Origin of the sequence: Pseudomonas sp. M2(2023), from assembly GCF_030263955.1 — a bacterium.
Classification (GTDB): Bacteria; Pseudomonadota; Gammaproteobacteria; order Pseudomonadales; family Pseudomonadaceae; genus Aquipseudomonas; species Aquipseudomonas asiatica.
In genome coordinates, this window is sequence record NZ_CP127114.1 from 5,591,169 (window position 1) to 5,612,854 (window position 21,686).

General features: G+C 56.3%; 18 protein-coding genes and 1 pseudogene. 8 read left to right on the forward strand and 11 right to left on the reverse strand.

From position 1 onward, the window contains the following. Both gmhB and QN085_RS25555 read left to right on the forward strand, forming a co-directional pair. A complete protein-coding gene (gene gmhB, locus QN085_RS25550) occupies positions 1–528 on the forward strand; it encodes a D-glycero-beta-D-manno-heptose 1,7-bisphosphate 7-phosphatase (RefSeq protein WP_013970259.1) in 528 nt (175 codons plus the stop codon). A 46-nt stretch (positions 529–574) separates the two neighbouring features. Continuing rightward, positions 575–1,360: a lysophospholipid acyltransferase family protein gene (locus QN085_RS25555; RefSeq protein ID WP_025337179.1), complete on the forward strand. Its 786-nt coding sequence runs from the start codon at positions 575–577 to the stop codon at positions 1,358–1,360. Positions 1,361–1,561: 201 nt separating this feature from the next. Here the strand turns inward: QN085_RS25555 and QN085_RS25560 are convergent, their stop codons facing one another. Beyond that, on the reverse strand, positions 1,562–3,181 hold the full coding sequence (locus QN085_RS25560) for an MFS transporter (RefSeq protein ID WP_023662756.1): 1,620 nt from the start codon (positions 3,179–3,181) through the stop codon (positions 1,562–1,564). A 98-nt stretch (positions 3,182–3,279) separates the two neighbouring features. Next, positions 3,280–4,926, reverse strand: coding sequence for a GMC family oxidoreductase (locus QN085_RS25565; RefSeq protein ID WP_031325586.1), 1,647 nt, complete (start codon positions 4,924–4,926; stop codon positions 3,280–3,282). A gap of 221 nt (positions 4,927–5,147) precedes the next feature. Here QN085_RS25565 and QN085_RS25570 point away from each other — a divergent pair, with 221 nt between their 5' ends. Continuing rightward, entirely contained in the window at positions 5,148–6,035 is an 888-nt protein-coding gene (locus QN085_RS25570) for a LysR family transcriptional regulator (RefSeq protein WP_013970255.1), read from the forward strand. Here QN085_RS25570 and QN085_RS25575 read toward each other — a convergent pair. The 3 genes from QN085_RS25575 to QN085_RS25585 are packed head-to-tail and all read right to left on the reverse strand — an operon-like array spanning position 6,024 to position 9,034. Beyond that, positions 6,024–6,842: a sulfite exporter TauE/SafE family protein gene (locus QN085_RS25575; RefSeq protein WP_013970254.1), complete on the reverse strand. Its 819-nt coding sequence runs from the start codon at positions 6,840–6,842 to the stop codon at positions 6,024–6,026. The two genes, QN085_RS25570 and QN085_RS25575, sit on opposite strands and share 12 nt — an antisense overlap. Next, on the reverse strand, positions 6,839–8,110 hold the full coding sequence (locus QN085_RS25580) for an NAD(P)/FAD-dependent oxidoreductase (RefSeq protein ID WP_013970253.1): 1,272 nt from the start codon (positions 8,108–8,110) through the stop codon (positions 6,839–6,841). Before QN085_RS25580 ends, QN085_RS25575 begins: the two co-directional genes overlap by 4 nt. A 39-nt stretch (positions 8,111–8,149) precedes the next feature. Beyond that, positions 8,150–9,034: an MBL fold metallo-hydrolase gene (locus tag QN085_RS25585; protein WP_013970252.1), complete on the reverse strand. Its 885-nt coding sequence runs from the start codon at positions 9,032–9,034 to the stop codon at positions 8,150–8,152. 222 nt (positions 9,035–9,256) lie between these two features. Between QN085_RS25585 and QN085_RS25590 the strand changes: the two genes are divergently transcribed. Further along, on the forward strand, positions 9,257–10,549 hold the full coding sequence (locus tag QN085_RS25590; RefSeq protein WP_013970251.1) for a sigma-54 interaction domain-containing protein: 1,293 nt from the start codon (positions 9,257–9,259) through the stop codon (positions 10,547–10,549). A 71-nt stretch (positions 10,550–10,620) separates the two neighbouring features. Continuing rightward, positions 10,621–10,719 (forward strand): annotated as a pseudogene (locus QN085_RS25595) (RcnB family protein); the annotation flags it as partial. A gap of 659 nt (positions 10,720–11,378) precedes the next feature. Here QN085_RS25595 and QN085_RS25600 read toward each other — a convergent pair. Genes QN085_RS25600 through QN085_RS25615 form a run of 4 tightly spaced genes read right to left on the reverse strand, consistent with a single transcriptional unit; the run spans position 11,379 to position 15,757 of the window. Then, positions 11,379–11,840 carry a Mov34/MPN/PAD-1 family protein gene (locus QN085_RS25600; RefSeq protein WP_189121467.1) on the reverse strand — a complete coding sequence of 154 codons (462 nt, stop codon included), beginning with the start codon at positions 11,838–11,840 and terminating at the stop codon, positions 11,379–11,381. After that, positions 11,837–13,555 (reverse strand): ThiF family adenylyltransferase, encoded by a 1,719-nt coding sequence (locus tag QN085_RS25605; protein WP_104833678.1) that lies wholly within the window; start codon positions 13,553–13,555, stop codon positions 11,837–11,839. The genes QN085_RS25600 and QN085_RS25605 overlap by 4 nt, the downstream gene beginning before the upstream one ends. 1 nt (position 13,556) lies before the next feature. Beyond that, on the reverse strand, positions 13,557–14,753 hold the full coding sequence (locus QN085_RS25610; protein ID WP_189121466.1) for a CBASS cGAMP synthase: 1,197 nt from the start codon (positions 14,751–14,753) through the stop codon (positions 13,557–13,559). Next, a complete protein-coding gene (locus tag QN085_RS25615; RefSeq protein WP_104833680.1) occupies positions 14,747–15,757 on the reverse strand; it encodes a CBASS cGAMP-activated phospholipase in 1,011 nt (336 codons plus the stop codon). Before QN085_RS25615 ends, QN085_RS25610 begins: the two co-directional genes overlap by 7 nt. Before the next feature lie 249 nt (positions 15,758–16,006). Between QN085_RS25615 and QN085_RS25620 the strand changes: the two genes are divergently transcribed. The 3 genes from QN085_RS25620 (at position 16,007) to QN085_RS25630 (ending at position 20,138) form a co-directional block, all read left to right on the forward strand. Next, a complete protein-coding gene (locus QN085_RS25620) occupies positions 16,007–16,708 on the forward strand; it encodes a response regulator transcription factor (RefSeq protein ID WP_189121465.1) in 702 nt (233 codons plus the stop codon). Continuing rightward, positions 16,696–18,810 (forward strand): sensor histidine kinase, encoded by a 2,115-nt coding sequence (locus QN085_RS25625; RefSeq protein WP_189121464.1) that lies wholly within the window; start codon positions 16,696–16,698, stop codon positions 18,808–18,810. The genes QN085_RS25620 and QN085_RS25625 overlap by 13 nt, the downstream gene beginning before the upstream one ends. Before the next feature lie 785 nt (positions 18,811–19,595). Beyond that, positions 19,596–20,138: a hypothetical protein gene (locus QN085_RS25630; protein WP_104833685.1), complete on the forward strand. Its 543-nt coding sequence runs from the start codon at positions 19,596–19,598 to the stop codon at positions 20,136–20,138. Positions 20,139–20,229: 91 nt separating this feature from the next. On the opposite strand, the gene QN085_RS25635 is transcribed toward QN085_RS25630, so the two are convergent. Continuing rightward, positions 20,230–20,553 carry a hypothetical protein gene (locus tag QN085_RS25635; RefSeq protein ID WP_104833686.1) on the reverse strand — a complete coding sequence of 108 codons (324 nt, stop codon included), beginning with the start codon at positions 20,551–20,553 and terminating at the stop codon, positions 20,230–20,232. A gap of 117 nt (positions 20,554–20,670) precedes the next feature. After that, positions 20,671–21,345 (reverse strand): heavy metal response regulator transcription factor, encoded by a 675-nt coding sequence (locus tag QN085_RS25640; protein WP_003253420.1) that lies wholly within the window; start codon positions 21,343–21,345, stop codon positions 20,671–20,673. Positions 21,346–21,686: the final 341 nt, after the last annotated feature.

Sequence of the window (21,686 nt, forward strand, 5' to 3'; positions counted from 1 at the left end):
TTGAAACTGCTGATTCTCGACCGTGACGGAGTAATCAACTACGACTCCGACGCCTACATCAAGACGCTGGACGAGTGGGTGCCGATCCCTGGCTCGGTCGAAGCGATCGCGCAGTTGAGCAAGGCGGGCTGGACGGTGGCCGTGGCCACCAACCAGTCCGGCATTGCCCGTGGCTACTATGCGCTGACTACCCTCGAGGCCATGCACGCGCGCCTGCGCGCGCTGGTGGCCGAGCAGGGTGGCGAAGTGGGCCACATCGTGTATTGCCCGCACGGGCCAGACGAAGGCTGCGATTGCCGCAAGCCCAAGCCTGGCATGCTGCGGGCGATCGCCGAGCATTACCAGGTCGGCCTGGAAGGCGTCTGGTTCGTTGGCGACAGCAAAGGTGACCTGGAGGCCGCCCTGGCCGTCGGTGCACAACCCGTGTTGGTGAAAACCGGCAAGGGCGAGCGGACCCTGGAAAAAGGCGTCCCGGAAACTACACTGATTTTCGACGATCTGGCAGCTATCGCCAGAGAACTAATTTAAACAGTGCGCCTTCGGGCGCATTTTTCTCAGGCGGGCATGCCCCGCAATGGTACAAGCCACTATGTCGATCCTGCAGGCGATCAGAATCTTTCTTTTTTACCTGCTGCTGGGCACCAGTTCGCTGCTGTGGTGCTCGCTGAGCTTCTTCGTCGCGCCGTTCCTGTCGTTCCCCAAGCGCTACAAGTTCATCAACGTGTACTGGTGCCGTTGCGCGTTGTTCCTTGTGCGCACCATCCTGGGTATCGACTACAAGATCACTGGCGCCGAGAACGTGCCTGATGAGCCTTGCGTGATCCTGTCCAACCACCAGAGCACCTGGGAAACCTTCTTCCTTTCCCAGTATTTCTCGCCGCTGAGCCAGGTGCTCAAGCGCGAGTTGCTGTACGTGCCGTTCTTCGGTTGGGCCATGGCCATGCTGCGGCCGATCGCGATCAACCGCGATAACCCCAAGGAAGCCCTGCGCCAGGTAGCCAGCAAGGGTGACGAGCTGCTCAAGCAGAAGACCTGGGTACTGATCTTCCCGGAAGGCACCCGCGTGCCATTCGGCACCATGGGCAAGTTCTCCCGTGGCGGTACCGCGCTGGCAGTGAATGCCGGGCTGCCGGTGCTGCCGATTGCCCATAACGCCGGCAAGTTCTGGCCCAAGACCGGTTGGGGCAAGCGCGCGGGCACAATCGAGGTGGTGATTGGCGAGCCGATGTACGCCAACGGCACCGGGCCACGGGCCATCGCCGAGCTCAACGACCGCGCCGCGGCGTGGAACGAAGCGACCCAGCGGGCCATGGGTTCGCTGCCGCCAGCAGAAGAAAAACCCCAGGAACAGATGGCCTGACCATCTGTGGATAACTTGTGAACTGTTTTTGGATTAAAAGACTGAAGTGATCGCTAAGTATTTGAATTAGCTGTTTATTTCTGTGTATGACATTTTTCTGAAAATCGTGCATAAGTTTTTTTGGGGCATAAGAAAACCGGCTTTTACAGCCGGTTTTTTTATTGCCTCATGCGGGCGTGTAGAAACGGCCCGTTGCAGCCGTCAGATCTTGTCGATATCCACATCCTTGGTTTCTTTCAGGCAGAAGATCCCCACCACCAGGCTGACCCCGGTCACCAGCACCGGGTACCACAGCCCATAGAAGATATCCCCGGTGTACACCACCAGCGCGAACGACACCGTTGGCAGGAAGCCACCGAACCAGCCGTTGCCAATGTGGTAGGGCAGTGACATGGAGGTGTAGCGGATGCGAGTGGGGAACAGCTCGACCATCACCGCCGCCAGCGGGCCATAGGTCATGGTCGCGATCAGGATCATCGCCACGATCAGCACCACCACCATCACTTGGTTGACCTGCCCAGGGTCGGCCTTGGCCGGGTAGCCAGCCTGTTCCACCGCCGCACGCATGGCCGCTTCGTCGAAGCCGTTGATGGTCTTGTCACCGATGTTCACCACCACATCGCTACCTGCCACATCCACCGAGCTGTATGGCAAGCCCTGCTTGACTAGGAATGTCTTGACCTTGTCGCAGGGGCTGTCGAAGCGCGCCTTGCCTACCGGGTCGAACTGGAAAGTACAGCCTCTCGGGTCGGCAGTGACAACGATCGGCGCCTGGCGGCTGGCCGCGTCGATCTGTGGGTTGGCGTAGTGGCTCAGCGCCTTGAACAGCGGGAAGTACAGCACCGTGGCCAGCAGCAGGCCGAGCATCAGGATCGGCTTGCGGCCAATCCGGTCGGACAACCAGCCGAAGAACACGAAGAACGGCGCACCAATGACAACGCTGATGATCAGCAGGGTGTTGGCCTGGGCCGGGTCCATCTTCAGCATCTGGGTCATGAAGAACAGCACGTAGAACTGCGCCGTGTAGAAGGTCACGGCTTGCCCGGCGTTGATGCTGAACAGGGCAGTGAGCACCACTTTCAGGTTTGGCCAGGAAGTGAACGACTCACGGATCGGCGACTTGCTGACCTTGCCCTGGGCCTTCATTTTCACGAAGGCCGGCGACTCGTGCATGCTCATGCGGATCCAGGTGGAAATCGCCAGCAGCACGATCGACAGCAGGAACGGCAGGCGCCAACCCCAGGTTTCGAACTGGTCGCCACTGATATAGCGGCTGCCCAGCACCACCACTAGCGACAACAACAGGCCAAGGGTGGCGGTGGACTGGATGAAACCCGTGTGGAAACCGCGCTTGCCGGGCGGCGCATGCTCGGCCACATAGGTGGCCGCACCGCCGTATTCACCACCCAGCGCCAGCCCCTGCAGCATGCGCAGGACCACCAGGATGATCGGTGCCGCGATGCCGATGCTGGCGTAGGTGGGCAACAACCCTACCGCGAAGGTGGACAGGCCCATCAGCACGATGGTGACCAGGAAGGTGTACTTGCGCCCGATCATGTCGCCCAGCCGGCCGAACACCAGCGCGCCGAATGGCCGCACCAGAAAGCCGGCGGCAAAGGCCATGAGGGCGAAGATGAAGGCGGTGGTGTCGTTCACGCCAGCGAAAAACTGCTTGCTGATGACCGCTGCCAGCGCACCATAGAGAAAAAAGTCATACCACTCGAAAACTGTCCCGAGGGATGACGCGAAGATGATCTTGCGTTCTTCGCGACGGCTGGAGCTGCTGGCCGCCGCACCCTGCTCTTGGATGTAATCCGACATCGTTGCTGTCCTCGGCCCGCAGGCCACAGTGATTATTCTTGTTGTTCCACTGTCGGCAGCTTCTGACCGCCAGCTGCCGGTACTGCACGCACCCGGGGTCAGGGCGTCGGTATCGCGTCTTCGTTCAGATAGGTCTGGGTGGCAGCTCCTTTGAGGATCAGTTGCGCCGCCTTCTCGGCGATCATCAGGGTGGGTGAACAGGTATTGCCGGAGGTGATCTGCGGCATGATCGAGGCGTCCGCCACGCGCAGGCCGGGAATGCCGTGCACGCGCAGCTGGTTATCCACAACGTCCAGTTCGCCATTGCCCATGCGGCAGGTGCCGACCGGGTGGAAGATGGTGGTGCCGATCTTGCCGGCGGCTTCGAACAGCTCTTCTTCGGTTTGCAGGGCTGGGCCCGGCAGGTATTCCTTTGGGTCGAACGCAGCAAGGGCAGGGGCCTGGACGATACGCCGGGTAAGGCGAATGGCATCGGCGGCGACGCGCAGGTCCTGGGAGTCGCTGAGGTAGTTGGGGTCGATCAGCGGCGTGCTGTTCATGTCGCTGCTGCGGATATCGATACGCCCGCGGCTGGCCGGGCGCAGGTTGCACACCGAGGCGGTAAAGGCCGGGAACGTGTGCAGTGGTTCGCCGAATCTCTCAAGTGACAGCGGCTGCACGTGGTACTGCAGGTTGGCGGTGGCCTGCTCCGGGCTTGAACGCACGAATGCACCCAGCTGGCTCGGGGCCATGGCCAGCGGGCCACTGCGGTCATAGAGGTAGCGCAGGCCCATGCCCATCTTGCCCCACAGGCTGTTGGCCATCTGGTTCAGGGTACGGGAATTGCGGATCTGGTAGATCAGGCGCAGCTGCAGGTGATCCTGCAGGTTGCCGCCAACACCGGGCATGTCGTGACGCACGCCAATGCCCAGGCTTTCCAATAACTGCCGCGGGCCGATGCCGGAGCGCTGCAGAATACAGGGAGAGCCCACAGCACCCGCACAGAGGATGATCTCGCGACGTGCCGAAAACTCGTGCCAGGCACCCTGCCAGAACGCCTTTACCGCCCGTGCACGGGTGTTGTTGAGCAGCACCTGGTCAACCTGAACGCCGGTCAGCACGGTGAGGTTGGGGCGATCCTTGATCGGCCGTAGAAAAGCCTTGGAAGCGTTCCAGCGCACACCGCTGCGCTGGTTGACCTGGAAATATCCACAGCCCTGGTTGTCGCCGGTATTGAAGTCATCGACCTTGCCGATGCCGCTTTGCTCGGCGGCATCACGGAAGGCATCGAGGATCGGCCAGCTATAGCGCTGGCGCTCGACCCGCCATTCGCCATCATTACCGTGGTGCTCGCTGGCGCCGGCAAAGTGGCTTTCGCTGGCCTTGAACAGCGGCAGTACGTCCTTCCAGGCCCAGCCGTCGTTGCCTTGCTCGGCCCAACGGTCGTAGTCGGCAGCCTGGCCGCGCATGTAGATCATGCCGTTGATCGAGGAGCAGCCACCCAGCACCTTGCCGCGTGGATAGCCCAGCGCACGACCGCCCAGGCCGGGCTGCGCCTCGGTCTTGAAGCACCAGTCGGTGCGCGGGTTGCCGATGCAATAGAGGTAACCGACGGGGATATGGATCCAGGGATAGTTGTCGCGCCCACCCGCTTCCAGCAGCAGCACTCGGCAGGAAGGGTCGGCGGACAAACGATTGGCCAACAGGCAACCGGCGGGACCGGCCCCTACGACCACGTAGTCGAAGACAGAATCGGCTGATGGCATGTGCAACCTCGGGCCTGATTATTATTCTTGTCCCGATCCATCTTAGTGAGTAATTTCGTGGAGGAAACACGAGATTTCGCGCAGCCGCTGTGCGTTTTAGCACAGTGGTAAGTCTGTACTGGCCTCTTCGCGGGCACGCCCGCTCCCACAAGGTAACGCGATCCCTGTGGGAGCGGGCGTGCCCGCGAAGAGGCCGGAACGAACTGCCAAAAAGGATCAGCATGTTCGACTGGAACGATCTGCGGTTTTTCCTCGAGTTGCAGCGCAGCGGCCGCCTGCTTACCGCCGCCAAGCGCCTCAACACCACCCACAGCACCGTGGCCCGGCACATCGAGAGCATCGAGCAAAGCCTGGGTACTGCGCTGTTCGTGCAGCATGCCCAGGGCTATGAACTGACCCCCTCGGGCCAGGCCCTGCTCAAGCACGCCGAAGCCATGGAAAACGTCGCCCTGCTGGCGCAGGAAGAAATCACCCAGGCCATCACGCCGCTGGGCAAGATTCGCCTGGGGGTGACCGAAGGCATCGGCATCATGTTCTTCACCCCGCGCATGAATGCGCTGTTCGACCGCTACCCCGGCCTGGAAGTGGAGCTGGTGGCAGTGCCGCGCTTCGTCAGCATCCTCAACCGCGAGGCGGAGATCAGCATCCACCTGGAACGGCCCAACGCCGACCTGCTGATCACCCGCAAACTCACCGACTATCGCCTGGCCCTGTACGCCAGCCAGGACTACCTGGATCGCGCGCCCCCGCTGCGCAACCGCGAGGACCTGGCCCGGCACAGCTGGATCGGCTATGTCGACGACCTGCTGTTCAGCCAGGAACTGCTGTTTCTCAACAGCTTCTGCCGGGCCCCCAACGTGGTGTTTCGCAGCACCAGCGTGATCGCCCAGCAAACCGCCGCCCGCGCCGGGTTGGGCATCGCCGTACTGCCCAACTACATGGCCCGCCACGACCCGACGCTGGTGCGCGTGCTGCCTGGCGAAACCATCCAGCGCAGCTACTGGATCTGTACCCGCCGCGAACTGCACAAGTCGGTGCGCCTGCGGGTAGTGTGGGACTACCTGCTGGCGCTATGCGCGGCAGAACAGAGCGAGCTGCTAGCCCAGTAGCGCCTTGCCGGCCAGCAGCAGGGCCGCAGCCCAACCGGCCACGGCAAACATCTGCTGCAAGCGCGGCCCGGCCAGCCTGGCCGCCAATGGCCGCGCCAGCAACAGGCCGAGCACCGCACCGACGGCGAACGGGGCGCCAACCTGCCAGTGCATTACCCCTGCGAGGCTGGCGCTGACCACACTGCCGGTGGACACCAGCGCGATCACCGCCAGCGAAGTGGAGACGATGCTGGCCATGCGCAGGTTGGTGTAGCGGTTAAGGGCCGGGATGATGACAAAGCCACCGCCCACGCCCAGCAGGCCGGACAGCAGCCCTGACAATGCGCCGGTAAAGGCCAGGGCGCGCGCGCAGGGCAGGGTCCAGCGCAAACGGCCCTGCAGCGGGTTCAGCACGCAGGGTTCGATGTAGCGATGGGCATCATTGGCTTCGCCGCGCAGTTCCTTGGCCGCCTTGCGCCAGATACGCAGGCAGGCATACACCAACACCCCGGCGAACACCAACTGCAGTGGCGTGTTCGGCAGGCGGTGCGCCAGCATCAGCCCGAACGGCGCCGCTGCCACACCGATCAATGCGATGAACAGCGCCGCCCGGTAGCGCACCAGGCCCTGCCGCAAGCCCAGCACAGCACCCACCGCTGCCGCCATGCCTACGGCCAGCAGGCCGACCGGTGCCGCCTCGACCATCGACAGCCCCAGGCCGAACACCAGCAAAGGCACTGCGAGAATGCCACCGCCGGCACCGGTCAACGCCAGCACGGCACCGATGATCGCGCCCAGGCCCGCTCCCAGTATTTGATGTTCGATCACTGCCGACCCTCGGCTACCAACGGCTGTGGCCGTGCCAGCCACTCGCGGCCCTTGAGCATGCCTTTCCAGTACAAGGGTGGCAGCACCTGCGCCTTGAGCAACCAGGCCAGACGTGTCGGCTTGCGGCCATCCAGCAACCAATTGGGGAAGCTTGGAGCCAGCTTGCCGCCATAGGTGAACTCGGCCAGCACGATCTTGCCGCGTTCGACGGTGAGCGGGCACGATCCATAACCATCGTACTGGGCCAGGGTAGGCAGCCTGCCCAGGGCCACCAGTACATTGTTGGCCACGACCGGAGCCTGCTTGCGTGCAGCGGCGGCGGTCTTGGCATTGCTGGTATTGGCCACGTCCCCAAGGGCATGGACATTGGTGAAGTGGCGATGGCGCAGGGTATGCGGATCGACATCGACCCAGCCGGCGCTGTCGGCCAACGGGCTTTCACGAATGAAGTCCGGTGCCACCTGCGGCGGTACTACATGCAGCATGTCGAAGGCCTCAATACGAGTTTCGCTGCTGCCATCGGCCAAGGTACGCACGAAGGTGGCTCGCTTGTTCGGCCCGTCCACGGCGACCAGGCGGTGGGAAAAATTGAGGTCCACGGCGTACTTGTCGATGTACTTCATCAATGCGGGCACGTAGTCCGCCACACCGAACAATACTGCGCCGGCATTGAAGAAACTGGCTTTCACAGCCCCCAGGTGACCATGCCGCAGCCAGTGGTCGCAAGACAGGTACAGCGCCTTCTGCGGGGCGCCTGCGCACTTGATCGGCATGGGCGGCTGGCAAAACAGGGCTCGGCCTTGCTTGAGCTTCTGCACCAGTTCCCAGGTGTAGGGCGCCAGGTCGTAGCGGTAGTTGGAGGTGACGCCATTGCGGCCCAAGGTCTCGCTGAGGCCATCAATGGCCGCCCAATCCAGCTTGAGGCCGGGGCAGACCACCAACTGTTCATAACTGATGGCGCGGCCGCCTTCGAGGAGGACCAGTTGGCCCAGCGGGTCGAACCCCTGCACACGTGCCTTTATCCAGCGAACGCCGCGCGGAATGGTCGAGGCCATGGTGCGAGCAGTGCTTGGCGCCTTGAACACACCGGCACCGACCATAGTCCAGCCGGGCTGGTAGTAATGCACTTCGGCGGGGTCGATCAAGGTCACATCCAGCGACGGGTCACGGCTGATCAAGCTGGAAGCGGTGGCGATTCCGGCGGCGCCGGCACCGACGATGACCACTTTGTGGTGGTCGGTATTGGCAGGGGACAACAAGGCAGGCATGGCGGTAAATCCTGTAAATCTGGTTATGGGGCAGGGCGGTCACAGCTTGTTCAGCGGTATCTTCAGGTAGCTCACACCGTTATCTTCCGGCGCGGGGAACTGGCCGCTGCGCATGTTCACCTGCACCGAAGGCAGGATCAGCACGGGCATGTCGAGGGTCTTGTCGCGGGCTTCACGCATGGCGACGAAGCTGTCCTCATCGATGCCCTGGTGGATATGAATATTGTTGGCGCGCTGCTCGGCCACGGTGGTGACGTACTGCATGTCACGGCCACCTGGCAGGTAGTCGTGGCACATGAACAGCCGGGTCTGGTCGGGGAAGGCCAGCAAGCGACGGATCGAGCGGTACAGGGTGCGAGCATCAGCCCCAGGGAAGTCGCAACGGGCAGTACCGTAGTCGGGCATGAACAGGGTGTCGCCGACGAACACCGCTGTCTCGCCGGCGTCCTCGATCATGAAGCTCATGCACGCAGGTGTGTGCCCTGGGGTGTGCAACGCACGGGCATGCAGGTTGCCAATGCGGAAACCTTCCTCGTCCTCGAACAGCACATCGAATTGGCTGCCATCGCGGGCGAAGCCAGGCTCGGCGTTGAACAACGCACCGAACACTTTCTGTACCTGGGTGATATGCGCGCCGATGGCGGTATGGCCGCCAAGCTTTTCCTTCAAATAGGCCGCCGCCGAAAGGTGGTCGGCATGCACATGGGTTTCCAGCACCCACTGCACCTCAGCTCGCAGCTCCTTCACCCGGCCAATCAACTGGTCCGCAGAAGCAGTGCAGGTACGCCCCGACTTGGGGTCATAGTCCAAGACACTGTCGATCAACGCACACTTGCGCGTTTCGCCGTCCATGACCAGGTAGCTGATGGTGGAGGTCGCCTTGTCGTAAAAGGCGTCCACGTGCAGGTTGTTGCCGATGATCATCGCGTTCTCCAATTTATCCGCCCAGCCTTGTACAGGCGTAGGCAGTGCCAGGAGGTTTATCAAGATGCATGCCAGGCATTTTCCTGCGGTCTGGCCAATAAAACCGGCCCGTTGCTGACAATTGCCGACGACAGTGGCAGCGCAGATGGCAGTCGACTGTCAGCCAATGGCAGTGTTTGGCAGTCCTTGTTACCCTGCGCCGGTCATCCAATCGGTGCCGTCATGCCTGAAGCCCATCCCCTCATCCTAGCTTTGGTTTCCTATCTTGAGCACGATGCCCTGCCAACCATAGTGCTGGATACCGACTACAACATCCTGGCGGCCAACGCTGCCTATCGCCGCCAGTTCGGTCGCCATGAGCAGGCGCCGCTGGGTGAGAAATGCCACAAGGTCTCGCACCACTACGCCGTGCCTTGCGACCAGGCCGGCGAGCATTGCCCGATGCGCAAGGCGTGGCACAGCAAGGCACCGGAGCGGGTTTTGCACATTCATCACACGCCACGCGGCCCCGAGCATGTGGATGTAGAGCTGCGGCCGATCCTGGATGAACAGGGCAGGGTGGTGGCCTTTGTCGAACGCCTGACCAGCATCACCCTCGCGTCGGCGCAGCCTCAGGAACAAGGGCTGGTCGGCCGCGCGCCAGCGTTCAAAGCGGCCCTGGCCAGCCTGCAACGTGCGGCGCCGGCGCAGATCCCGGTGTTGCTGCAGGGTGAGTCAGGTACCGGCAAGGAACTGTTCGCCCGTGCGGTGCACATGGGCAGCCCCAGGGCCAACGGCCCGTTGGTGGTGGTTGACTGTACCGGCCTGACCGAGTCGTTGTTCGAGAGCGAGTTGTTCGGCTACGAGAAGGGCGCGTTCACTGGCGCCAACCAGCGCAAGATCGGCCTGGCTGAAGCGGCGCATGGTGGCACCCTGTTTCTGGATGAAATTGGCGAGGTCCCGCTGGCGATGCAAGTGAAGCTGCTGCGCCTGATCGAGTCCGGCAGCTTCCGCCCGGTGGGTAGCCTGCGTACGGTGCATTCGGATTTCCGCCTGGTATCGGCAACCCATAAACCGCTGAAGCAAATGGTCGCGGACGGCACCTTCCGCGAAGACCTGTACTACCGCATCAGCGGCTTCCCGATCCGTCTGCCGGCGTTGCGCGAACGAGCAGAAGACCTGCCGTTGCTCGCCCAGAGCCTGCTGCAGCGCATGGCCGGCAAGCCGACACCCAGGCTGAGCGACGAGGCCTTGCAGCAGCTTGGGCTGCATCCATTCCCGGGCAACATTCGCGAGCTGCGCAATATTCTGGAAAGGGCGCGCTTGTTTGCGGACGACGGGCTGATCCGGCCCGAGCATTTGCCGGAGGATATTGGCCCGGCGGGGGCGATCAAGACAGGTGGCCGGCGCAATCACCTAGGTGAGCTGGCGCAGGCACTGGAACAGTTCAAGGGCTCGCGCAGTGAACTGGCCCGTCATCTTGGCCTGAGCGAGCGCACGCTGTATCGCCGGTTGAAGGAGCTTGGCCTGAATTGACGCGTTCGGTTAACGCGGTCTACAAGGGCACGCGTATCCCCGAGGGCAACACACATCCTGTGGGAGCGGGTTCACCACCGCGTGATCACCGCTGGTTGTATGTGAATGGGGACTATGTGCTGGTGGCTATTGCCAGTGGTGTGATCGTCAACGTCCTCAGCGGTTACTGATTTCTGCAGGCACTAAAAAGCCCGCTTCCGCGGGCTTTTTAGTGCCTGGCGATCTACACCGGATGTAGGCTCACAAAAAAGCTGACATTTGCGGTCCAGTGTTTTCAGCTAAAGCTGCATCTTTTCTGTGACTCATCAGTAGAAATTTCACAAAAAAAATGAGAATTGCCTACCGCATTCACAAAATAAGCTGATGCATCCAAAACGGCGGATCGTCATCTGCAACCTCAGCGTCGACTCTACCTAGCTTGGTACTAACAGCCCCGCCAACAACGAGCGCAAAAAAAGGCACCCACGGGTGCCTTTTCAATATGTCCGAGGAGTAGTCGCAGCGATCCTTTAGCTCCCAGTCTAATGACCTTGGGTTCAGAATCCGACAGGCTAGGCCTGTCGTCACTACTTCAGAGAAACCAGCTTTCTCTGCTGCCAAAAATGCCGGGGGGCCTTTGCTGGTACCCAGTCACGACGAATGCGCGGTTGCAGTCCTCCGCTACGACATTAACCGAGGAGGTAAGCTCGTTCAATCACATGCGATGAAAGGCTCGGATTCCTCACAACAGCCGGGGCTTTGGGGTCGAAAGCGGTCGGTCGTGAATGACCTCTTTCGACCCATTATAGCGGACGTTCGAGGTCATACACGCCGAGTACTTTAAGATCTTTCATTTGCCGCCAGTCAGCGGTATGGCTTTCTGATCAACGTGATAGGCCGCAAAAATTTTCGAGCGCTCTCCCACAATCATGAAGAGCAGAGGTTTATCCAGGGTTGAGGCGAGCTTTGCCCATTCCGTGTAGTCAATTCCAGAAGGCAATGGATTCATCTGTGGATGGGTATGCCAGTCACCGAGGTAATCAATGCGGCCTTGGCTTTCCTCCCAAGCCTTCGTTACGGCAAGCTGATGACCAGGATCTAGGCGTTCAAAACTGATTCGTGAGCGTCTGTCCCGAGGCATAGGCACTGTCGCGCGCAAGACATGGAGGTGTTGGCCCGATCTGTACCCCATCAACGTTCCTCCGGCTTCGTGCTTCTTTTGACTGTCCTGGCGGTATGCGCAGATGACGTCCAGCACATTGCACTCGACGAGAACGTATAACCCTTGCAGTTCCGGAGCCGTGAAAATCATTTCGTTCCGCATGCAGGGCAACCACTCAACGGTGTGATGTCTTGATTTTTTATCTTGAAGGTATCTGCGTTTTCCACCGCTCTGGTTCGAAACCTCGGACTTGGGCTGCCGTTCTTTTTCCAGTCAATCAACATGTCAGCGACGAGTGCGGCAGCGGACAGCGATGCGGACACAGCGTATGGCGTAAAATGCTGGCAGGCACGGAAGCCCTTTTCCACTTCGTTCTTGAGTACTTTGAATCGTTCCGCCATTTCGCTTCCAGGCTCGTACCGCCGCAAGCAGCGGAAGCAACCGTATTTCAGGGAGTCAGTCCATAAGGCTTGAACGCATTCGCCATTGCCCTTTATCCATGCATGCAAGACAGGGGGGAAAGTCCCTTCATTGCGAATGCGTAGCGCATTCAACATTTCTGAAAGGGGCTCCTCGCCTGTTGCATTGATGATGAGATCAAAGCTGGAGTAATCGAGCTTTGGTGTTATGGCGATGGGTCGCGACTCGATGTTGCTGTAGGGGAACTGCAGATCAAGTTCATCCTTAAGCGCGTTAGATTTACGCTTGAGCAACGCATTAAACCCAAGGGCGTGGCGACCTATGTTCTCAGGCTGCAGAAACTGATTGTCGATCAGGGTGAGCAGGCCACCGTCTGTGCCTGCGCCCAGTCGAGTCAACGCTTGAGCAATATAACCACCAACCGACCCGCACCCAAGTAGAGCGATTTTAAGGCCGGACAACCCGTTTTTCAGTGAGCCGGATAGGTTTCGCGTGTGTACAAAGTCTGCACTGAGATCTGTCGTGAGGAGGCGAAATATTTTGTCTGATCCGCCGAATCGATGGAGATATTGAAAGTAAGCTTTTCCCGCAAATTTACGACTGCCGGCAGCCCCTTGGCTGGTAGCTTTGGTGAGGTAGCGCTTGTTGACAGAAAAGCCAAAACCGATCCAGCCCGCAGGCGAGTCAATCAGGATATAAATTCGGCTTAAGTCCAAGATCGACGTGTCGGCTTTGATCCTTTTTTGCAGCGCAGCATAGAGTGATCTGTCCCAGGTTTTCAGCCAAGCCAACGTTTCCTTTACCGTCCATGGAAGCGCGGATGACATATCCGGCGCTGCGGTTGTTCGCAGCAACCAGCAGGATTGTGCTTCAAGCGGTTGAACGCTTGCACCCCATGAACGGGCCACCCGATCCAGTGCTTCTTTACTGGTGGTGATGATGTCGCCAAATGGCCCTTTGGGTGACAGCTTGTACACCTTGGCTTCGTCAAGCTCGGATGACAATTCGGAAAGCCCAATTGGGAGCAATGTTCCCAAACTCGATCCAGCCCAATAGGACTGAAACTCTGCTTGCATGTCAGCTTGGCTTTGAGTGGGGTTGCTGATGAGTTGGTCGATCAGGCTCGTAGCCTGCTGCAAGCAGAAGGCAATGGCACCTGTCGGGTTGTATCGATCAAGCACGACAGAACCTTCAGCCAGGTAGCAAAAGTCGCCACCGACCACTCCGTGCGCCATTCGGATCGGTAGAAAAGGAGGCTTCTCTGTAATCCGGATTGTCGGGTAGACAAGGAAATCCCAATCGGCAATCGCCAGTTCTATTGGGACGGGCCCGGCAGTGGACTTCAATGTTCCCAGAAATCTGCGAATGCCATTTTTGGTTGGACGGGCTTTGAAGCCCAGTCCATGCATATAGCGAAGCACATCGCCAAGGCCTTCAAAGTCCATATCAACCTGCAGACGTGTTCGGAACGCGAGGGGCAGGCACTACGGCAGGTGCGGTTGAACGCACAATTTCCGTGGCGCTTTCAACATCGATCAGGCTGGTGGTCGCAGGGACTCGGCTTCCAAGCTGACCCGAGGTAATCTGCAACGCCTGATGCTTTTGATCCTCCTGGCAGCCCCTGGCTCTTTTGAGCGCCAAAGCCAGGTTTTCGGCTTTACTCGAAGCGTGTTCACGCTCGTCCTGTTTCAAGCGATTGAAGTCCTCTGCGCCGTCATCAATGCCTGGCTCGCGAATCTCGGTATTGAGAGCGGTGGACAGCGCGGTGGCAGCATTCTCGAATGCGATATCGTCACGGCCTCGCTTACCTTCGAAGTTTTGGGCAATCGCGATCATCAAGGAAATGGACGTCGGCCCACCAGATTTCCAGTGAAAGTCCCGCCACGCCTTGGCATACCGGCATACGCGAAGGAATTGATTGCCCAGATCGCCGAAACGCGCGACTTGGTCTCTGATCCACTTTGCGACATCCTCTGGGTCGGAAGCCCTCCACAGGCCAGACCGGGAAGCCAGCATAATGGTGTCAAGGTCGTCCCAAGTTTGAGCTTTGGCTTTCGCCACTTCCAGGAAGGCTTCATTCGAGCTGACACCGTCGAGAACCATCGCACGCCGCTCGGTGCTCAGTGCCACCGTGCGCTCGATAACCTTGTTGAACTCATCAATCGGAGCGGCGTACAGGGGGATGTCAATGTGTGCCCACGAACAGGCGTCGATCCGGATGCAGGTGTCCTTAGCGGCGGTACCGGTTACCAACTTCCAACCTTCCTGAGCGCAAAGCACCTGAAGGAGCGTTTCAACCAAGTCGAAGTACTTTTTGGCCATTGCAGCGGGCGGGCCATTGTCCTGCCAAACATCGACTGGAAGGTAAACGCCATAGTCCAGGTCGATTTCCTGCAGTTCCGGCTGTGCAGGCTGAATGCAGGTTTTGTATGACCAAGACCCTTGCGTCCTGAACCGAGGCTCCACGCGCTTTTCCATACCCAAAACAACGACGGTTGCGTTGGCAATCGCAGGCTTCAAATACTCCCGGATTTTCGTCCGGCATTGAGTCAGAAAGTCACGCTGCTCCTCCGTGGGCGCGATGTTGTCGCTGAAAACGGCGTCGTCAGCGGAAGAAAAAAAGAGCTTGGTGAGGTTCAGCATGTTTCAGACTCCTGACGTGTCGCGTTGTTGCCGTAGTAAAATTTTACGGGGCGAGCTTTGTGCGCAACGAACTCCATGAAGTCCGCTTTTCCGAGACAGGTCTTCGCTTTCTCAAGGCCAGAGCCTATAAGCACTTCCTGCGCATGAATGTCTGCTTTGTCCAGGGCGACAGCCTTGGAGCGATCGTCCGTCAGGTCTTCGTCAACATGCATGTAGCGTGAGCCGAGCTTGTGCTGCAGCATGAAGTCGCAGAGCGACTCTTGAACGGAAATTGACAAGCCGAACAGTCGTTGCGCCGCTTTCAGAGGGTTACCTCCACCCCAGTCCATCGCGCCGCCTTCACGGTTGTTTTTTGGGTTCACGGTGAACTTGGATGACATCGTCCCAATAGACAGCAGGTGAATCTCCGAGCTGGCCACGTCGAAAAACGTCTCCGCTTCGTGGAGCGCGAGTAGACCCGGGGCGTTGGCGAACAATCCGCCATCGACGTATTGGTTGTGTTGAAACTGGTGGCGTGGAAAGTAGGTTGGGGCAGCACTCGTGGCGAGTGCAATGTCCACCATCGCGTGTTGATGGTCACGGCGAAAGCTTTCATGGTGTGGGGTTTTGAACAGCACAGGTTTACCAGTCGAGTAGTTGATCGACGGGATGACGACCGGGTGAAGGCAGTCCCCCAGAAGCTTTTCGCCCAGCATTTCAGGGGCTGATATTTGCTTTTTAAGCTCATCACTGCTGAACGTGGATTTGAAAATGGGCATGCTCGTGCGGGGATTGAAAATAGCCTCTCCATGCTTTTTAAAGAGGTCTACGATTGCTTGAGCAGGAATTTCCGATGCGATGGCGAGCGCCAGGATGCCGCCTATGGACGTCCCGGCAATGAGGTCGAAATGGCGGGCGATGGGGCCACCAATTTCACGTTCTACTTCTGCCAATATGGTGGCAGTGTACAGCCCCCTGTACCCCCCGCCTGATAGTGCTAAAACCTGAAAACGATTTGCTGACATGGAAACTAACCTCCGGCGCTTCAAGGTGAGCGCGATTGACCGATAAGTTAGCGGCAGAGCCGTTAGTAAAAAAGGGGCGCTTGGGGTAGCTTTGTTACGTTACGCCTCCACCAGCACGCATTCGTTTACTTGCAGTATGAAACGTGAATATTCCTTACGCTTCGTGAGCGTTTGCTCACGTGCGTGCTATTGACCTTTATGAGATTATCGCGTCAATCGTTTTGCTTGGTTTTTCCCGAGGTTCACTACATGTACAAAATAGCCATTGTTGAAGACTCAGAGGCTGTAAATAATGCGCTTGCCGCGTTTTGTCGAGAGCTCAATCACGGAGTGGAGGTCACTCAGTTCTTTGACAGGGCTTCTGCTGAGGTGGCGATCAAACAAAATAACTATTCACTTATTGTTTTGGATATCGAGCTGCCTCCTGAAAAGAATGCAGGTATAGGCCTTATAAGTGTAAATTCGCAATGCCACAAAAGTCCGGTTATTGTTGTTTCCGGATTGGATCCTTCAGTGTATCGGTCGATAATGTATCAGTTGGACGTTTGGGACTTTCTTGAGAAACCTATTGCTGCCGATGGGCAAATGTTCTTAGCAGCGGCAATGAGGGTGTTGAGAGACACACAGAACTCACAAAGTAAGCAGAGCTCGCAGCAACAGCAGGAACAGGCTGCGGAAGATCTAGTCGTTGACCCTGATACGGGTAAGGCTAGGTTTAAAGGTAAGCCTTTGAATATCCCGCACACAGCGAAAACCATATTACAACGAATATATAAGGCGAAAGGTAATCTCGTCCCGTATGAAGATTTTTTTGATCTCGTGAAAAGTGGAAAAAATAACGACGCGATACGTCAGCATATAAAAACCATCCGAGATGTTCTAAAAGATGTGGGGGAGTCAGAGGGGCACGTCGAAGTAATTAGGATGAAGGGGGTTCGGTGGCTGGATTAGATTTCAATAGGCTTAAGGATAATATCAGCAAAGCCTCGATAAGAATTTATGTTGTCGGCGTGCTGGTTGTGATGTTTGTTGTTGTGTTGGTAGGCACAATTGTAGCGCTCAGATTAAGCTTCGGATCTGTGGTTGAACAATATGATTCAAGTGTGAAGCGTAATTTGCAGCGAGTCGCCTATGAGTTTGACTCGCTTGATGGGAGAGTCAACCTTAGTAATTTTGATGCCCCCAAACCTGATAACTCTGGAATCCCTCTTTATAAAATACCTCTAGAGTATATTAACGTTATGCCTGGGCATGTTGAGGACGTAAAGCCTCTGCTGGGATGCAGCTATGCAGGCATGGATGCACCGCAAAATAGAGTATGTGCCGGAGTGCTGACGAACAAGGCTCTGGGAGCAATAGCTTATGTGAGGGGGAGGTTCGAGAAAATTAACGACTTGGTATCGCCTCGTTACATCGATGACCCGAGAACGGGAGATTATTTCTTAGTTACGTTATCTGCGCGCGGTACAATTAGCCAGTTTATCGTCACCTTCGATTCCGTGAAGCGTGTCGGCGACACCCTGACCCCTTACTTATCCCCAGCTTGGAGCTTAACTGGATTCAGAATTGGATCGTCAACACGTAGAGCTTTTTCAAGAGAGCCACAGATCAAAGGGCGCGCTCTGAAATTAAGCGGCCAAGGTGCAGCCAATAGGTTTGAGTTCATATTCCAAATCCCGGCTTATGCATTTGCGGACGATGCTTTCCAGGCCAATCAGGCTCAAGGGAAAGCCACTATTTGGCCGCCCAAGGATCTCTCCGAAGCCCGCCTAGACATCAAATTAATCGGTAACAATGCGGTAGGTGAGAGCAGTATCATACTGGATTCGACATTGTCTGAGCCAGATACCGTTTTTTCGTTTGATAAAATGAGAAATTATCTAACGCCGGGTGAGGTTTTGGTGTTTTCTCCGCGCAACTCAAGTACAGAAATTAAAGTCAGGCACGCGACGGTCGAAAATTTAAGTACTAGACGGAATTTCCCTGTTAACTTGATTGATCATTTAACTGACTTTTTTATTAAGGTCATTGTTCCGGCAAAAAATATAGACGCACTGGCCCAGCTCCCCGATGGGAGTTCTGTTGCCATTCGTGGGGATGCCTCCAGCGTGTTGGGCGGATGGAGAATGGCCGCGCAGTCCATTGTATTGCTATCCTCGCTTATAAGTATCATGTTGTTGGTATCCTACGTGATCCTTCGTGTATTTGTGTTGGATCCACTTTATAAGGTTCGCCGCAATACACTGCATATGAAGGAGCGGTTTAGCGTAGTTGATGAGTACAGACTGCCCTTTCATATCAAGGAAAGTCAGAGTGAAGTAGGGGTTCTTTGGCGAAATATTTTGGAACTTCATGAGGCACTTATAGCTTATGGTCGTAGTGCGGTTGAACGTTCGAAAAGAGAACATCAATTTCTTCGTGCCATTGGTCATGAAATTAGGTCTCCATTGCAGGATCTGATGCTTCGGCACAACGATGAGAATGATCCAAGTACTCGCTATGTACGCAGGATCTCTTTCGCGGTGAAATATCTGTATGGTGCTTCGTTGGGTCAGGAAATTTCTGATAGTTTTACCTTTAGGACTCCCCAGGAAGCAATGAATTCGCTGTCTGGAGACATCACCAAGGAAAATATTACTGAATACCTAATCAACGCTGCTGAGTCTGCGATTGCAGGCATCAAATATGTTGGAAGTGATAAGGCTCTTTATGTGATGGCCGATGCGGATATGCTGGAGTCCGTACTGACAGCTATTATTAATAATGCCAATGATTTTCGAGTGCCTGATACAGAGATTATCGTTGATGGGTACCTGGAGCGTGGAAGTGCCGTTGTCACAATAAAAAATATAGGCCCTCATATCGCGATTGACCCTATAGAAGAGATATTTGAATATGGTGTGTCTGTGCGAGAAGGTGCTGGAGAAGATGAGCATCTCGGACAGGGGCTGTATATGGCGAAAACGTTTGTTTCACGGCTGAGCGGAAGCTTGACCGCGCGAAACTTAGGGGATGGGGTTTGTTTCGAAATTAGGCTTCCATACGTAAGCTAGTCTTGTTTGTTGTCATGCGATAAACCAATGCTAATCGTCACGACCGGCCCATTCGGGTCGGTCGGACTTTTGAAGGGTCAGTCGGCCAGGACGCAAATTTATGGATCCCAACCGTTTGTCGCATTGTCCTTATTTTTCGGGTTTGTGAATCCGTAGTGTCGGATGCTTCAACTTGTTTTCGGGAGTTGCGTGACGCCTTGACATCATCATTCGGGAAGAGCTTAAGTCGTTTATTTGATGTTTCTGTACGGAGCAGCGAGGGCTGACAATTCCAGGCCTGGCATTTTGCTGGCAAAAGTAGCCGGGAAGACGCCATAACGACAATACGTGCTCATTTAGTACTTGCCAGTTCGGCGGCAGAACATCTGCTATTGGCCGTTTGCTGCCCCTCGCCAATGGTCGCTTTGGGTCGATAATAGTCAGTCGCCAGTGGCAGCTAACGACCTAAAGCTGTCCTTCAAGAAAGGCAGCTAACGGCGAGAAGCGGTCATAATGTATATACAGTTTTCAGGGTGATTCACTCCGATCCAGGATACTCGTCCTCAGTGCTAACGCTAAGGTTCCGTCACTTGATGAGTCACTGACAGCAGCCAGTCCTCCAGAGATCTGACGGCGACGGTGTGGCCGCATCTTTGCTACGCAGGTAGATGAGGATTTCTCAGCAAGCTATCCCGCCAGAGACCCCCTGCGCAATTCATACCATTGAAGCGTCACCTCTCTTCGGGTAAAAGCGTGACCTCCTTACAACGTTACAACACCGTCATCCCGAGAGCATAGGAAGAGAAATGTCGACCCAAGGACTAAACCGATTCATCGGACGCAAGATTCACGCTGTGATAATGATGGCCCCACTAAGGCGGGAAATGATACGCCTCGGCATATGCACCGTCATGGCCCTTGTTCTGAATGTGATCTTGTATACCGGCGTTGAAATAGACGGTACCATCAAGCCGTGGGCAGAAACGCCGATAAAACTATTCGCATCATCGATGTTATTCGCCTTCATGATTAAGGCATTTTTACCACTTCTCGGGTGGACCATTTTAAAGGCAGTGCTACTCAGTGCAAACAATGCCTTCAGCGGCATACTGAGTTTTATGGGGAATCAGTTCACGGGTGTCATGTACTGCACCGGAATCATCCTGGGATCTATCACGATTAAGCAGTATATGATTTCTGGGGTCCTAGATTTAGAAATGGTTTCTCTGTCCGCAATCGTATTTACCTCTGGTATTATGTACTTCTTTATACTGCAATGCGCCATTCAAAAAACCATGAGTCCGGCTCTGCGTACACCAGCAGTACCGCGTTCAACCACAAAGCTGTGACTATTCCGCCTCTGGCACTCAGTAGACGCCAGCTCTGCTAAACCCTCACTCATGTATACCTAGCCATTAATGGCCAGGCCCGCCTTCGACTTTATGAAGAAGGCGAGCGTGCACGTGCCTGATTGCGCATGTATTCCGAGATGAGATTTCCGAAATTGATGTCTGCTTCTTCAACGAGAATGTTGACGTGGCAGTACAGCTCTTCTTGACCTCGTAGATAATTGAAAATCCTTGATCTAACAATGCCGCAAACCCCTTCTTTGACCGCCGTAGAGGGGAGGTTTATAACATCGCCGACGCACGGAATAAGTGCTAAGCCATGGTTGCTGTTGAAGATTATGTCAGCTGGACAGGTATCAGTTTTGGCATGCAATTGCCCTTGAGACACCTGCTGATAATCAATGCTATACCTCATGTACAGCCTACCTCATTTGTTGGGTGAGGAATCAGCGCCGCGGATAGTAAACAGAAACCTCAAGCTCGCAAGCGACGAGAGTATTTAGCCTATTTTCGGTATTAGAGAGCTTCGCAATTATCGCTTTTCAAGCACATACCCTACGCCCCGAAGCGTATGTATCAACTTGGTCTCGAAAGGGTCATCTATCTTGGCTCTGAGTCTTCGAATCGACACCTCAACAACGTTCGTGTCGCAGTCAAAATTCATATCCCAAACCTGAGAGATAATCTGCGTACGGCTCAGTACCACCCCGGTGTTACGCATCAAGTAGTGCAATAACGCGAATTCTTTGGTGGTCAAATCAATACGCTGACCGTCCCTGAACGCCCTGTGCCGGCTCTGATCAAGCTCCAAGTCAGCGACGCGAATGACCTCTACGGATGCGGGGTGATCCGACCTGCGCATCAAGGCGCGAACCCGAGCCAACAGCTCAGGGAACTCAAATGGCTTGATCAGGTAGTCATCTGCGCCGTTCTCCAGCCCCCGGACCTTATCCGCCAGCCGACTTCTCGCCGTCAGCATCATGATGCGCGAAGGGCAATTTTTACGGCGCAACAACTCAAGAACCTGCCAACCGTCCATCTCTGGGAGGTTTATATCGAGAATAATCAGCTCGTATTCGTGCTGCTTGGCCAAGAATAATCCATCTGAACCGGTGTGTACGCAATCTACGACATAGCCACACTCCGTCAGACCTTGACGCACATACTCCGCAGTTTTTACTTCATCCTCAATTACCAGAATTCGCATGGGATTTTGTCTCGATATCACTGAGCAATTAACCGCGCACGCGCGCCGGCATTATTGAAAGGGATGGTAAATCAAAATGAGCGTGCCGGGGCTCAAATGACGGATTTGTAATTTCTAGGTAATACAGTTGATAGTCTGGCGGTATATCTTGTCGCGGTTTGGGTTTGACAATTGCGGGCCCTCTCTCCAGCAGGTGATTTGACCTTATGAAGTATTGGGTTATTTTCTTCTTTGTGCTGGCTTCGTTCCGCTCAGATGACGGCGAGGTCGCTCACATTGAAGAGACTGGTCATTGGTGTAGTCATGAACTTCACCGGCATGCGATGCGTACAATCGAACGC